The organism is Pseudomonas sp. ZY71, assembly GCF_036542145.1.
Lineage (GTDB): Bacteria > Pseudomonadota > Gammaproteobacteria > Pseudomonadales > Pseudomonadaceae > Aquipseudomonas > Aquipseudomonas koreensis_A.
Window position 1 is genome coordinate 3,456,710 of sequence record NZ_CP144274.1, and the last position, 14,417, is coordinate 3,471,126.

Annotated in this window: 12 protein-coding genes; 7 read left to right on the forward strand and 5 right to left on the reverse strand. The window is 59.6% G+C overall.

Annotated elements, in window-relative coordinates; translation table 11 throughout:
- Positions 1-7: 7 nt before the first annotated feature.
- Complete coding sequence (locus tag VY732_RS15295; RefSeq protein ID WP_331691115.1) at positions 8-1,099, reverse strand: polyamine ABC transporter substrate-binding protein; 1,092 nt, start codon at positions 1,097-1,099, stop codon at positions 8-10.
- 99 nt (positions 1,100-1,198) lie between these two features.
- On the opposite strand from VY732_RS15295, the gene VY732_RS15300 reads away from it, so the two are divergent.
- The 4 genes from VY732_RS15300 to VY732_RS15315 all read left to right on the forward strand — a co-directional run bounded on the left by VY732_RS15300 (position 1,199) and on the right by VY732_RS15315 (position 4,920).
- On the forward strand, positions 1,199-2,098 hold the full coding sequence (locus VY732_RS15300; protein WP_331691116.1) for a LysR family transcriptional regulator: 900 nt from the start codon (positions 1,199-1,201) through the stop codon (positions 2,096-2,098).
- A gap of 215 nt (positions 2,099-2,313) precedes the next feature.
- The gene (locus tag VY732_RS15305; RefSeq protein WP_077572736.1) at positions 2,314-3,780 is read left to right on the forward strand and encodes a nucleobase:cation symporter-2 family protein; all 1,467 of its coding nucleotides are present in this window, start codon (positions 2,314-2,316) and stop codon (positions 3,778-3,780) included.
- 67 nt (positions 3,781-3,847) lie between these two features.
- Entirely contained in the window at positions 3,848-4,321 is a 474-nt protein-coding gene (locus VY732_RS15310; protein ID WP_034156003.1) for an LEA type 2 family protein, read from the forward strand.
- A gap of 53 nt (positions 4,322-4,374) precedes the next feature.
- The gene (locus VY732_RS15315) at positions 4,375-4,920 is read left to right on the forward strand and encodes a GNAT family N-acetyltransferase (RefSeq protein WP_331691117.1); all 546 of its coding nucleotides are present in this window, start codon (positions 4,375-4,377) and stop codon (positions 4,918-4,920) included.
- Between the two features lie 135 nt (positions 4,921-5,055).
- Here VY732_RS15315 and VY732_RS15320 read toward each other — a convergent pair whose 3' ends face one another.
- A complete protein-coding gene (locus VY732_RS15320; RefSeq protein WP_331691118.1) occupies positions 5,056-5,979 on the reverse strand; it encodes a carbon-nitrogen hydrolase family protein in 924 nt (307 codons plus the stop codon).
- Positions 5,980-6,063: 84 nt separating this feature from the next.
- On the opposite strand from VY732_RS15320, the gene VY732_RS15325 reads away from it, so the two are divergent.
- Entirely contained in the window at positions 6,064-6,972 is a 909-nt protein-coding gene (locus VY732_RS15325) for a LysR family transcriptional regulator (protein WP_331691119.1), read from the forward strand.
- A gap of 4 nt (positions 6,973-6,976) precedes the next feature.
- Here VY732_RS15325 and VY732_RS15330 read toward each other — a convergent pair whose 3' ends face one another.
- A complete protein-coding gene (locus VY732_RS15330) occupies positions 6,977-7,231 on the reverse strand; it encodes a hypothetical protein (RefSeq protein ID WP_007917411.1) in 255 nt (84 codons plus the stop codon).
- A gap of 154 nt (positions 7,232-7,385) precedes the next feature.
- Between VY732_RS15330 and VY732_RS15335 the strand changes: the two genes are divergently transcribed.
- Positions 7,386-7,703 carry a DUF883 family protein gene (locus VY732_RS15335; RefSeq protein ID WP_007917413.1) on the forward strand — a complete coding sequence of 106 codons (318 nt, stop codon included), beginning with the start codon at positions 7,386-7,388 and terminating at the stop codon, positions 7,701-7,703.
- A gap of 207 nt (positions 7,704-7,910) precedes the next feature.
- Here VY732_RS15335 and VY732_RS15340 read toward each other — a convergent pair whose 3' ends face one another.
- Positions 7,911-8,951 carry an Ldh family oxidoreductase gene (locus tag VY732_RS15340; protein WP_137216776.1) on the reverse strand — a complete coding sequence of 347 codons (1,041 nt, stop codon included), beginning with the start codon at positions 8,949-8,951 and terminating at the stop codon, positions 7,911-7,913.
- Between the two features lie 216 nt (positions 8,952-9,167).
- Here VY732_RS15340 and VY732_RS15345 point away from each other — a divergent pair, with 216 nt between their 5' ends.
- Positions 9,168-14,009: a dermonecrotic toxin domain-containing protein gene (locus tag VY732_RS15345; protein ID WP_331691120.1), complete on the forward strand. Its 4,842-nt coding sequence runs from the start codon at positions 9,168-9,170 to the stop codon at positions 14,007-14,009.
- Between the two features lie 57 nt (positions 14,010-14,066).
- On the opposite strand, the gene VY732_RS15350 is transcribed toward VY732_RS15345, so the two are convergent.
- Positions 14,067-14,336, reverse strand: a complete 270-nt coding sequence (locus VY732_RS15350) for a PepSY domain-containing protein (RefSeq protein WP_077572729.1) — start codon at positions 14,334-14,336, stop codon at positions 14,067-14,069.
- Between the last annotated feature and the right edge of the window lie 81 nt (positions 14,337-14,417).

The following is a 14,417-nucleotide window of genomic DNA, read 5'->3' on the forward strand; positions in this document are numbered from 1 at the left end:
CCTGTTGTTATTGATGGCTACGGAAAGTGGTCCACAGACGCGTGCGCTGACGCATGTCCTTGAGGCTCATGCTGCGATCGGCATAGAGCCGAGCGCGTACATCGCTCGGCGGATAGATGTCGGGATCGTTGCGCACCGCTTCATCCACCAGCGGCGTCGCGGCCTGGTTGGCGGTGGCAAAAAACAGCGTATTGGTCAGTTCGGCCACCGAGTCCGGGCGCAGCATGAATTCGATGAACGCCCGCGCGGCTTCGGGGTGCGGCGCGTCTTTGGGGATGGCCAGATTGTCCTGCCATACCAGCGTGCCTTCCTTGGGAATGCGGTAGGCCACTTTGTACGGTTTATTGGCCTTGTGCGCCTGATCTGCAGCCATGCTCGCGTCGCCGTTGTAGGTCAGCGCGAGGCACACGTTGCCGCTGGCCAGATCATTGATCTGCCGACCGCTGGCGACGTACAGCACCGATGGCTGGAGTTTCTGCAATAACGCCTCGGCGGCGGCCAGGTCGTTTTTGTCGGTGCTGTAGGGATCCTTGCCCAAATAATGCAGGGCCAGACCGATGACTTCTTGCGGCGAATCGAGGATCGCGATGCCGCAGTCCTTGAGCTTGCTGGCGTTCTCCGGTTTGAACAGCAGATCCAGGCTGTTCAGCGGCACATCAGGCAGACGCTGCTTCACGGCCTCGACGTTCATACCCAGACCCAGCGTGCCCCAAGTGTACGGCACACCGAAGCGATTACCGGGGTCGACGGCAGCCATTTTCTCCAGCAAATCCGGATCAAGATTGGCGTAGCCCTTAAGGCCCTCGTGAGGGATTTCCTTCAACGCGCCGGCCGCGAGTCCCCGCGCCAGAACGCTGGACGACGGCACCACCACGTCGTAACCGCTGCCGCCGGTGAGCAACTTGGTCTCCAGCACCTCGGAGGTATCAAAAGTGTCGTAACGCACATGTATGCCGGTTTCCTGCTCGAACCGTTGCAGGGTTGGCGGCGGCACGTAATCGGCCCAGCTGTAGAGGTTGAGGGTTTTGTCCTCGGCCTGAGCCTGAACAGCCACGGACAACAGCAGCGCGGGGAAACACAGCTTGAACACGGGAGCCATGACGAACACCTGACCGGAGGAAGTGGTTGCAGGATGCGCCGTCGGATACATTAGAAAAATATCCGAATAATTATCCTGACTTTATCCCGGAGTAATGTGATGTTGGGTCAACTGCACGACGTCGATTTGCAGCTGTTGCGCCTGTTTGCGCGGGTGGTCGAGTGCGGTGGCTTCAGCGCTGCCCAAGGTGATCTGGGCCTGAGCCAGTCAAGCATCAGCCAGCAAATGGCCAAACTGGAAACCCGCCTCGGTTACCGTTTGTGCAGCCGTGGTAAGGGTGGCTTCAGCGTTACGCCCAAGGGCGAGCAGTTGCTGATCGCGGTGCGCACGTTGTTTGAATCGATCGAAACCTTCCGCCATCAATCCAACGGCGTCGCCGGCCGCTTGATCGGTGAAGTGCGCCTGGGGATTTCCGAGTCGGTCGATCAATCGGTATTGCAACGGGTGGCTGAGGCGATCCGGCGTTTTCGCGAGCGCGATGAGTCGGTGCGCATCGAGCTGATCAGCGCCATGCCCGGCGAGATGGAGCGCCTGCTGCTGCAACAGCGGCTGGATCTGGCGATCGGTTATTTCTCACAAGTGCAAAGCGCCTTCGACTATCGGCAGTTGTTCAGCGAAACCCAGCACCTGTACTGCGCTGCCGGCCATCCCTTGTTTTCCGATGAAACGCCGAGCGATGCCGCGTTACAGGCCTGCGACCGGGTCGATCACCCCTATCGTTTTTTCCGCAGTGACGAACCGTTTCAGGGCAAGGTCTGCTCGGCGCGGTCGGAACAGGTTGAGGGCACGCTGACGTTTATTCTGTCCGGCAAACATGTGGGTTATCTGCCGGATCACTATGCGCGGAGCTGGCAGGAAAAGGGCCTGCTGCGGCCAATTCGTGAGGGCGAGTTGAGTTTCGAGGTGGCGTTTCATCTGGCCCGGCATCGGGCGCAGGTACCGGGGGATGCGCAAAAGGCGTTTGAAGAGGATTTACTGGCCGCATTCAATCTCGCGTAGGAGCTGCCGCAGGCTCGGGCCGCGATCGGACGATCTTTTGATCTTCAAAGATCGCAGCCTCGTTTCACTCGACAGCTCCTACACGGGCGTTTGCCGTAGCGACCAATAAAACCTGACCTTTCAGGCAGTTATTGCTCGTTGCCCTCGCCGCCCTCTTGCGGCATCCTGCGCCTCCATTTTCTGACCCGGCCCCGCCTCGCGGCGCGCAAAACACCATGACCGCCTCTGAAAAAGCCCCGCGCAACAACGACCTGATCTACGGCCTCAACGACCGCCCGCACCTGACTGCCACCGTATTCGCTGCGCTGCAACACGTGTTGGCGAGCTTCGTCGGCATCATTACCCCCACCCTGATCATGGGCGGCGCCCTCGGTCTGCACAGTGAAATCCCTTACCTGATCAGCATGGCGCTGTTCGTCTCCGGCCTCGGCACCTTCGTCCAGGCCAAGCGTTTCGGCCCGGTCGGTTCGGGATTGTTGTGCCTGCAAGGCACCAGTTTTTCCTTTATCAGCGTGATTCTCAGCGCCGGCTTCATGGTCAAGGCGCGCGGTGGCGGCACCGATGAAATCCTCTCGACGATCTTCGGCGTGTGCTTTTTCGCCGCCTTCATCGAAGTGGTGCTGAGCCAGTTCATCGGCAAATTGCGCATGCTGATCACTCCCGTAGTCACCGGCACCATCATCACCCTGATGGGCCTGTCGCTGATCAAAGTGGCAATGACCGACATCGCCGGTGGTTTCGGCGCGCCGGATCTGGGCGCGGCCAGCCACATCTTCCTGGCAGCGCTGGTGATCGGCACCATCGTCGTGTTGAACCGCGTCGACGTGCCGTTTTTGCGTCTGGGCGCAATCGTTATCGGCCTGACTTTGGGCTATGTGGTCGCGTGGCTGATGGGCACCGTGGATTTCGCCTCGATGCCCGAAGTGCCACTGGTCAGCGTGCCGGTGCCGTTCAAGTACGGTTTCAACTTCGACTGGGTGGCGTTCGTACCGGTCGCGGTGATTTTCCTCGTGTCGCCGCTGGAGGCTGCGGGTGACTTGACGGCCAACTCGATGATCTCCCGGCAACCGGTCAAAGGCCCGCTGTACATCCGCCGAATCAAGTCCGGCCTGCTCGCCGACGGCCTCAATTCGGCCATGGCCGCGGTGTTCAACAGCATGCCGATGGTGACCTTCGCGCAGAACAACGGCGTGATTCAGCTGACCGGTGTGGCCAGCCGTTACGTGGCCTTCTTCATCGCCGGTTTGCTGGTGCTGCTGGGGCTGTTCCCGATGATTGGCGCGGTACTGCAACTGATGCCGAAACCGGTGCTGGGCGGCGCTGAACTGGTGATGTTCGGCACCGTCGCGGTGGCCGGGATCAAGATCCTCGCCGAGGCCGGCCTGCATCGGCGCAACATGCTGATCGTGGCGATTTCGCTGGGCATGGGCCTGGGCATCGCCGCTGTGCCGGAAGTATTGCGCGAACTGCCGCAAGCGCTGCGCAACATCTTCGAATCGCCAATCACCGTCGGCGCTTTGTGCGCTATCGTGCTGAACATCTTCCTGCCGGAAGAGTTCATCGAACTGGAAGAAGACGATTTCGACCCGGAAGCTTCTATTCTTCAGGTCATGGAAAACCCGGACATGCCGGCCAAAGGTGAACCTGCCCCGGCGGCGGCTGTCGCACAGTTGAACCGCTAACGTCTGGCCTTTGCTAGAAAGGGCTGAGCCGGTGACGGTTCAGCCCTTTTTTGTTGAGAGACCGTTTATGCGCCGCTTCCAAGCCGTCATTCTGTCACTGCTCCTGCTGTCCCTCAGCGCCTGTGCGCTGTTTCCCAACCGTGATCCGGTGAACATCAACGTGGTCGGCCTCGAGCCGTTGCCGAGTCAAGATCTGGAAGTGCGTTTCGCCATCAAGTTGCGCGTACAGAACCCGAATGAGACGGCCATTGATTACAACGGCATCGCGTTGGATCTGGAGGTCAACGGCCACTCGCTGGCGTCCGGTGTCAGCGATCAGAGCGGCTCGATCCCACGGTTTTCCGAAAGCATCGTCACAGTACCGGTCAGCATCTCGGCGTTCTCGGTACTGCGCCAGACGTTGGGCCTGAGTCAGACGCAAACCCTCGATAACCTGCCCTATGTGCTGCGCGGCAAGCTTGCCGGCGGTCTGTTCGGCACCATGCGCTTTGTCGACAGCGGCAAGCTCAGCCTGCCCAAGGCCACTGCCGCGACTTGGTAAAAATGCGTTAGCCTGCTTCGTTCATCAAAGACATTCAGGGAGGCTGCAGGTTTATGGAAGACATACCGACGCTGTACACCGAACGACTGATCCTGCGCCCATTGCAACTGGCCGATGCCGAAGCGGTGCAGCGCGAGTTTCCGCATTGGGACGTGGTGCGTTATCTGAACGCGGCAGTGCCATGGCCGTATCCGGAGGACGGTGCCTTCGCCTACCTGCGCGACATTGCCTTGCCGGCGGTCGCGGCGGGCAAGGAATGGCCGTGGACGATTCGCCTGAAATCGGCACCGGAACTGTTGATCGGCAAGATCAGCCTGATGGATCAGGCGGACAACCACCGCGGCTTCTGGCTGGCGCCGGCGTGGCAAGGTCAGGGTTTGATGACGGAAGCCTGCGCGGTGGTGACCGATTACTGGTTCAACGTTCTGCAACGGCCAGTGATGCGCGTGCCGAAAGCGGCGCCGAACATCGGCTCGCGCAAGCTCTCGGAGCGTGCGGGGATGCGCTTGATCCAGACAGATGAAGGCGATTTCGTCGGTGGGCGTTTCCCTCGGGAGCTGTGGGAAATCACCCGCGAAGAATGGCAGCAACGGCACTGATTTCCAGACACACCACCGATCCATTGTAGGAGTGAGCCTGCTCGCGATAGCAATCTGTCAGTTAACGATTATGGTGTCTGGCAGACCGCTATCGCGAGCAGGCTCACTCCTACAGGTTCGGTGCCGGGCAGTACCCTATGTGTTGAAACGCACCCCGGGTTTGGCGCGTTCATCGACCGACAACTCAAACACATCCGGCCGCGCATAGTGGCCGACCACGTCGTAGTCATAGCGCGCGCGGACCAGTTCATCGGTGTCGATTTCCGCCGTCAGCAATCCCGTCTCGCCGCGCAACGGCCCTGCCAGAACATCACCCATCGGCCCGACAATCACGCTGCCGCCAGCAATCAACGGACGCTCCGCCGGCCAATTGGCGATTTCAACGCCCAATGCCTGAGGCGAAGCCTGCACCTGACACGCACTGACCACAAAGCAGCGGCCTTCATGGGCGATATGACGCATGCTGACCTGCCACATCTCGCGCTCATCGACAGTCGGCGCGCACCAGACTTCAATGCCTTTGGCGTACATTGCCGTGCGCAGCAGCGGCATCATGTTTTCCCAGCACACCACCGCGCCAAGCTTGCCGACCTGGGTGTCGAACACCGGCAAGGTCGAGCCATCGCCCTTGCCCCAGATCAACCGTTCGGTGCCAGTGGGCATCAGCTTGCGGTGTTTGCCGACGAGGCCGGCCTGCGGGTCGAAATACAGCGCGGTGCAATACAGCGTGCTGCCGGAGCGTTCGATCACACCGATCACCAGATTGGCTCCGGTGCGCGCCGACAGGTTGGCCAGTGCTTGCGTCTCGGCACCGGGCACGTCGATCGCGTTGGCGAAGTAACGGGCGTACGCTTCACGCCCCTCAGGCAGGCGATAACCCAATTGCGTGCCGAAACCCTCACCTTTCGGATACCCGCCCAGCAGTGCTTCGGGCATCACCACCAATGCCGCGCCGGATTCAATGATCGCGCCTTCCCAACTGAGAATCTGTTCCAGAGTCGCGTCTTTGCCTTCCGGCAAGGCGCCGATTTGCAGCGCAGCAACAATTGATTTGGCCATCGCGGTAACTCCATCAGGTTCAGTGGTTGCCGATTCTGCGGCGTCACGCGATCATGAATAAAGCCCCGTTCGCTGCTGAATGATATGAGCCAAATGAATATCGCTACCGTCGACCTCAACCTGCTGAAAGTCTTTGAAGCCCTGCATGAAGAATCCAGCGCCAGCCGCGCGGCGTTGCGTCTGGGCGTCACGCAATCGGCGGTCAGTGCGGCGCTGCGCCGGTTGCGCGAGGTCTACGGCGATCAGTTGTTCGTGCGCACCGGACGCGGACTGGCGCCGACGCTCCAGGCCAATCAATTGAAACCGGTGGTCAGCGAAGCGCTGGACAAATGTCGGCAGAGCCTGGCGATGGTCGACCCGGCGGCCAACCAATACGAGGGCCGTTCGGTCACGGTGGGGCTGTCGGATGACTTCGAGATTGCCTACGGTCGCCGCCTGATCGAGGAAATTGCCCGCAGTGCACCCAAGCTGCGCTTGATTTTCCGACAGACCCACAGCCAGATCGTCGCCCGCGCGCTGATGGAGCGCAGTATCGATCTGGCGATTACTGCCGGTGGCTTTGCCGAGCGTTTGCTCAGCCGTCAGGTGTTGGGCGAAGGTGGATATGCCTGTCTGGTCGATCCAGCGAGCCTTGCGCCCGCTCAGCAGCAGATCGACCTCGACGAGTTCGTCGCCCGCGAGCACATTCTGGTGTCGTCCGGCGGTTTTATCGGAATTACCGATGAGGGTTTGGCGGCGCTGGGCCTGAGTCGACGGGTGTGCGCCTCGACCACACATTTCGCCGCGTTGCCGTATCTGCTCAAGGGCAGCCGGGCGGTGGCGACGATTCCGGCGCATGCCGCCGAAAGCATCGCAGCACTCAGCGGTCTGGCGCTACTGCCCTGCCCGCTGAAGTTGCCGCGTTATCCGATCGAACTGGGCTGGCGCACCAGCACGCAGATCGATCCGCTGGTGGTCAAAGTGCGCGAGGCGATTGCCGCAACGTTCACCTGAGACTTTACTTGTTGGCGGCCATCAGGCGATTGACTTCACTGCGCACCATGTTGGCGAACTCCGGCGGCGACATGCCGTCCAGCTCCGCGCGGACCCACTCGGCCCACTTGCCTTTGCGCTTGCCGCGCTCGCCGAACAAACGCGCGGCTTCGCCTTTGGCTTTGCCCAGATTGTTCTGCCAGAGTTCGAACAGACGGGATTTCTCGTCTTCCAGCGCAGCGCGCTCTGCGAGGGATTTGTCGGCCAGATTGAAACTCATGGGGAATTATCCTGCTGCGTAAAATGGCGACATCTTACACGCTCGACGGAAATCTCCCGCGCAGGTTTTTCTTTCTGACCTAAATTCAGTGCAACTTTTCAGCAAGCGCCACACTCCATTGATCACTGTCCATTCAACTGCAAGGAGTCACCCAATGGCCCGCAAATCCGCCGTGCAAGCCGCCGAAGATCAAATCAAGGATCAGGCCTTCAGCGAACTTCAGGCTCTGATTCAAGAGTCCGACAAACTGCTCAAGAGCAGCGCCTCACTGGTCGGCGAAGAAGCGGAAACGCTGCGCGGACAGATCGCCCTGAAACTGCAGCAGGCGCTGGATTCGGTCTCGAGCGTACGTGACCGCACCAAACCGGCAGTCGATGCCACCGAAAGCTATATCGGCGGCCACCCGTGGCAGACCGTGGCGATCTCCGCCGGTTTCGGTCTGGTGGTCGGTTTGCTGCTCGGCCGTCGCTGAGTCAAACGCACACAAAAAAGGCGAACCCGCGGGGTTCGCCTTTTTTATGCCTGCATTTTTTTGCCGGTTTTGAACCAGTTCTGGGCTTTCAAAACCCGAGTTCAGCTCGATCTCTCACGTCGGCGTACCTCGCCCATTCACCTCGGTCAGTCCCCTCTCCCTCCGGGAGAGGGTTAGGGTGAGGGGCCTTTGCTCTTTGCTCTTTGCTCACACCCCCGCCAACTCACGCAACTGCGCCAACGTCTGCGCCTCCAGCACAATACCCTCAGCCAACGATTTACTGCGCTGCCAATGCCGACGATCCCCCGGCAAACGCTTGAGTCCGACGCCATGCATCTGCCGCACCAGCTCGCCACTGCGCTCGGCAAAACTCTGCCCGGCGGCTTTGCTCGGATCGATGACGATCAGCAACTGCCCGGTCCACGGCGTTTTCGCCCCGGGATGATTGGACCAATCGAATTCGAAGGAAAAATTGCCTCCCGTCAATGCTGCGGCCAATAGCTCGACCATCATCGACAGCGCCGAACCCTTATGGCCGCCAAACGGCAGCAACGCCCCGCCTTCAAGAATCGCCTTGGGATCCTGAGTCGGCTGACCGAGGCTGTCCACGCCCATCCCGGCCGGCAGCCGCTCACCTTTGCGCGCGGCGATCTGCACGTCGCCATGGGCGATCGCGCTGGTAGCCAGGTCGAAGACAATCGGCGCCGCACCGGCCCGTGGTGCGGCGAACGCAATCGGGTTGGTGCCGAACAGCGGCCGGTCGGCGCCGTGGGGCACCACGCAAGTCATGCTGTTGACCACACTGAGCGCCACCAGACCTTCATCGGCGAACGGCTCGACGTCCGGCCACAGTGCGGCGAAGTGATGCGAGTTGCGAATCGCCAACACGGCAATCCCGGCGTTGCGCGCCTTCTCCACCAACAACGGCCGAGCGGCGGCGAGTGCCGGTTGCGCGAAACCGTTACCGGCATCGACACGGACAAATCCCGAGGCGACATCTTCGACGTGCGGGACCGCCTGTCCGTTGACCCAGCCGCTGGCCAGCGTCGAGACATAGCCGGGAATGCGGAACACACCGTGGCTGTGGGCACCATCGCGTTCGGCCCCGGCGCAGTTGGCGGCCAGGACTCGCGCGACTTCGACAGAGGTGCCGTGGCGCAGAAAAATCGTTTCAAGCAGTTGCGTCAGCGCGTCGAGAGACAACGAAGACGAGGCAGCGGAAGACACATGATCGTGTGGCGCAGACATCTGAAGCTCCAGAATGATTATTGGAGGGAACAACAGCGTACGGACGACTTGCTCGCCGATTAACCATGGCGCGACGACCGCCTGTCAACCCTTGGTCGCGAGATCACCAAATTCCGCCGGGATGCGGTAACTGGCTACCACCCGTGCATACAGCGTTGTTCCTAGTCTTGGCCTCACTTGCGTGTCGAACACACGCGCCCCTACCGAGGCTCGATCATGTCTGAAGCGGCGTCCCCCCTGTTTTTCCCCGAAGCATTGAATTCCCCCGGTCTCTGGCCGGCCCTGGGCAAAAACCACGGTCTCGAAGACGAGGATTTCAAATGGCTTGGCCACATCAAACTGTCGACCCATGCGCTGCGCATCAAGCAACCCCGCCCGATGTTCGCCCAGCGTATTCGCCTCAATGCCGGCAAACTGGCGCCCATCACGCTGTCGGGCAGTTTCATCCTCAGTGAAAACGCCGAGAAAGAGCGTGCGATTCTCTACACCCCCTACGAAGGCATCAAGCCATACGAAGACCTGGAAACCCTTAAAACCCTGCTCGAAACACGCTTGAACAAAGCGGGTGAAGAGGATGACGTTCTAGCGTTTCTTGCACTGTCGGAGCGCAGACAAGTAGTCGAACAGAGCGGCATCAGCCTGACTTACGAAACCATTGAAGGCGATATTTTCGATAGCCAGCAAGAGGTCATTCTCGCCAGCCAGCGCATCAATGCCGAGGCCGTGCTTGGCGAACTGAAACAATTGCCGGCGCTCACCGCCCTGCTGGAAACAATCCTTGATGACCTGCTAGAGGTGAATTTTCCCGACGTACGTCAGGCGCAGACCCGGGTGAATTTTTATACCGACGCGCTCAGCGATGACAGCGGTTCCGCGCCGACAACGAGCAGGCATTGGCACGCATCAATGAGCTTGAGCGAAGCCCTGCTTATGTACTATCGGCACCAGAAATGGCCAGTCGACCAGTTGCACGAATTCATCAATCCCGGGCACACCTCTGTCCCCGGAGACCACGCCATTTGGGAAGCCGCGCTCAAGCTAGCCTCGGACAAGCTCCCGGTGTTGCTGTTTGGCGAATTGGAAAAATACTGGAGTGCACCCGCCGTTTCGGGATCTGCGCGCCGCACGTTTTTCAGCGCGGTGCTGGAGGAACAGGCGCGCGCCGAACTGCTGATCAAACGCGAAACCGGGATCATCGACGCCACACAGTTCGCCACCCTGCATCACATGATCAAACCCACCGACGTGCCGGCCCGCCGTCCAACCATCGAGAGTGTGCGCCTGTGGGAGTACGAGCCCAACTACGTCGAACTCGCGGGATCGTTGATGATCAGTCATGCCGACGCCTGTCTCTACACGCCGACCATGGGCCTGCAAGTCCTGCACGATTACCTTGATCTGAAAAACACCGTGTTGAGCAAATTCCGCGCACCCGGCCACGAGGATGAATTGTATGGACTGCTGAACCTCGAAGAGCGCAAACGCTTCGTCGGCTTCGACCAGCCGCATGTCACCGGAGAAAGCATCAGCGGTGAGACCTTCAAAGTGCTGTTCGAGGCCATCATCACCAAGCAACGACAGAACATCGCCTATGCCACGCAGGTGTTCCGGCAGAGCGATGGCGCGGTGGACCTGCATGCCCTGTTCGACAAGGCACTGGACATCCGCGCCATGATTCACGAGCGCCTGCTGGCACTGGATGCCGGCGAACGCTGGTCGACCAGACCGGTGTTCGCCGGGGTCCAGCAACCGTCCGTGGTGCTCGCGCACAAGGCAGAAGAAGTCATCAGGTCATTTTCGGGGATCGATGCCTTGCTCACTGGCATGTTCAGAAGCCAGCCGACAATCACGCCGACCCAGCAACGTAGCTTCCTGGAAAACATGAAGGCCCAACTGGCCCACTCACTGTTTGTCGGCGTCACGGGTGAAGCCGCGTTGCGGGTGCTCAGTGGCTCGCTCGACACGGCTGAACAGGCGATTGTCGATACCGTATTCCATCCCGATCAACCGAGCCGTGACAATCGGCGCTCGCTCAACGGTTTTCGGCCTGATGCCTGGTCACTCACGGTGCAGCACCCCAAGACCCAGGCACCATTGCCACTGGCTCACTGTGTCTTGCTGACCGAACGCGGTGGCCTTGACGACATGCATTCAGGCAAAGCCATGCTGTGGACACCGGCTCAGGGCCTTGAGGGTTTTCCCGGAATTGCCAGTGCGCGGCGGGCACTTGGCCGCCGACTGCAGGACAGTGTCGGGCGCCTTTCACTGCTGGAAAACCTCGCTCCGGAAGATCGCCTGTTCCATCAAGACTACGCTTTGGGGGCGTTGCGCTTGATCGAGGACAATGTCCTGCACCACTGCGTGCAATCCGGCATCGAACACGTCCTTGCGCATTGTGACTGGGCACGCGAACGGTTCAAGGACCAGCCCGGGCTGACAGCGACACTCAATCGCCTGAAAAAAACACCGATCGACACCAACCTGCTGCGCAGCATCGACGTGGCCAAGGCGATCAATCAACAGCAATCACTGCCCGCCTGGCTCGGCATGGCGCGAGTGGAAGAGCAGCAATTGCACCTCGAACTGCTTGAGCAGTGGCGCCACAGCATGGCCGACCACAAGGATTACCTCAGCGGTCTGCCCACCCTGCCCGATTACGTAAATACAACCCTGAAAACACTGCTGGATGCGCGATTTAGCGGCCATCAACTCGATCCACAGGACATCGAGATCATTCCCAACCTGGCCTTGGCCGGGCCCGCTCGGGCGCTGAGCGAATTTGCCCTGAACCACATCAACATCGCCCAGGGCACCGGCTTCAGCGTTATCTCGAAAACGGCCAAGACGCTGCCGCCCGACTTCGATCAGAACGCAGTCCGGCAACTGTTGCTGTCGCTGGACATACCGACCACCTACGCCCGGTCCGTGACCGCTGCGTTGTCGACTGGCCACGCCGAGGCCGATGCACGCAAGCAGCGCTTCTTTCGCCAATTGCCCTGGCAATTGCTGCAGCACGCCCATGAACTGAAGTTGCAACAGCTGTTGTCGAGCAAAGCGTTCGATCAGCTCTGTCAGGTACTGGATATGCCGGATGGCATTGCGCGTACAACGGTTGAGGGTGCGCACGCCATCGTCTCGCCCCTGTCGCTGGTCAAAACCGCCGGTGCCAGCGCCGTACAAACCCTGGGTTTATATGTGATCGGCCCCGGTAGCGGTCATGAAGGACCACTGGTCCTGTACGCACCGTATGCCGAACAGGTGCTGCGCGAGTTCACTGACGCGGCCAGCCTGATTGCGGCGGTGAATACACCGGGCCAATTTCAGGACCTGCTGATTCGCCGGTTGCCGGCGGCGCAGCAGTCGGTGTTTACCGGCCTGTTGCGATCGACCGTAGGGGAAACCAGTGAGATGACCCTGTCCAGCAACGCCATAACCGGCAACCTCTTGCACCGCTTCCATGCGGACAATCTCAAGCTCCTGCCACAGTTGCTCGCGTGTCAGTTACAGCACCATGCTCAGGCCGACTGGGAGGCGGCGAAGCACCTGTTCAGTCGCGGCTTCCATCTGACGGCGGGGCTGCTTCCGGGCAAAATCTCCTACATAACGTTTCTCTGGCAAGCCTACAAAGCGTTCAAGGATTCGGCGGAAACCCTGCAGGATCATCACTGGTCACGTGCACTGAAGTCATTTATCGAGGGTGCGCTTCAGATGATCAGTCTGGGGCGGCTGAGCATTGAATCCACGGAAGCCGTCGCTGCGGCGGCGCCAGCATCCTCAACACCTTCCCCAAGCGCGTCTGACGGGGCCGAAATCACAAATTCACCCGCACCAGCGGCCGTTGCCTGGTCGCAGTTGCGGATAACTTCGCCGTTACGCACTGAACTGCGAACCTTCGAAACGAGCGCCGTGGCACTGGAAGATCTCAAGCGTCAGACCAAAAAGGGCACCTTCGAAGACCCGATCAGCAAGCGCACGTACACAGCCATCGATGGCAAGGTTGTACGGATTGAACAGCCGGGAGCTGTGTGGCAGATGGTCAACGAGAAAATTGCCGGCCCGTCATTGACCCTGTCTGGCTCACGATTGTTGTTGGCGCCCGACCGCCACGCGGTGCACTACGGCAAAGCGATGTCGACACTCTACAAGCGCCACGGGGTAAATCAGAATCGTCGCGCGCTGATGAATATCGAAGCGGTGGGCATGAACGAAATTCGACGCAACTATCCGTATAAAGCCTGGGTCATCCAGCATGCCATCAACCTTGCCCGTTCTTATGCTTTCAACTGCCTGCATAACCTCGCGCAATTGAAAGCCAACGTCCCCGGCACTCGACTCGATGGTTTTCTCAAGATGTGCTTTGGTGTTCCCCAGGTCGATCTGAACTTGCTGAGCAAACTCAACAAAAGCATCGCGCCCATTTGCAAGGCACTGGTGGACCCCAACGATGACTTGATGAATACCGAACGTTTCGTGGTCGGCACCAACACCTACTTCTCCCACATCATTGCGTTTGTACTGAACAATGACGATCTGAAGAAGGTGCACTTCACCGAGAACTTCTTCCACCCGTTGCTGGATTTGTACAAACCGCTAGTGCCTGCCGACTTCGATGTTGATGGCCATGCCCAAGCCGCGACGATAATCCACGAATTTTCCCATCAGTTTTCAATGGCTGAGGACATAGCCTCGCTGGAGGCGCGACGCCCGTTTCACGATCTGGTCTCTACCGTCTCCGCCTATGGACGTGCTGCTCAGGCTGAACTGGAAAGATTCCAGACCGAGGCGCTTTCACTCGCGACACCTCGAGATGAACTGTTTGCTCGATGGGACAAAAATAGCGGCTCATTTCTCACACTGGAACACTTCAAGTCTACCAAGGGCCTGGCCAAGGAAATCCTCAAGCTAACCCGCAGCTCCGACATGGAGAAGGCGCGCGATGCGTTTCTGGATCAGGCGTCAGCGGACATTCGTATCGATGTGATCTTGCGCAACGCCGATTCGATCGCCCGTATTGTCTGCGAGATGGGTCGACAGCTCGATCCGGTTCCGCTGCCCTGAACCGCAAAAAAAAGCGCAGGTCGAAACCTGCGCCTGCTTGCGGTCATGACCGGCTAATCAGTCTTTCTGATCCCGCAATACATTGCCCGACGCGCCGTCGATACGGAACTCGTAGACAACACCATCAGCCTTGCGCCCTTCGCCCTTCCAGTAGCCGTCGTTGTCGGCCTCGATCTCATAGACCTCGACGTAACCGGCCTTGGTTTTGACGATCTCGATGGCTTTTTCGATGGTAATCCAGCCTGCGCCCGGCCGGTCAGCCAGCGCGGCGCCTGCACTCAGCAAACCGGCAGTAGCGATCAAGGCTGCGAATGTCTTTTTGATCATTTTTTCACTCCATTTGTGGATAGTGGTCATTGGCGTCCTGCTTTTTGGGTGCCTGAGCGAAAAATAAGTTCCACTTTGATG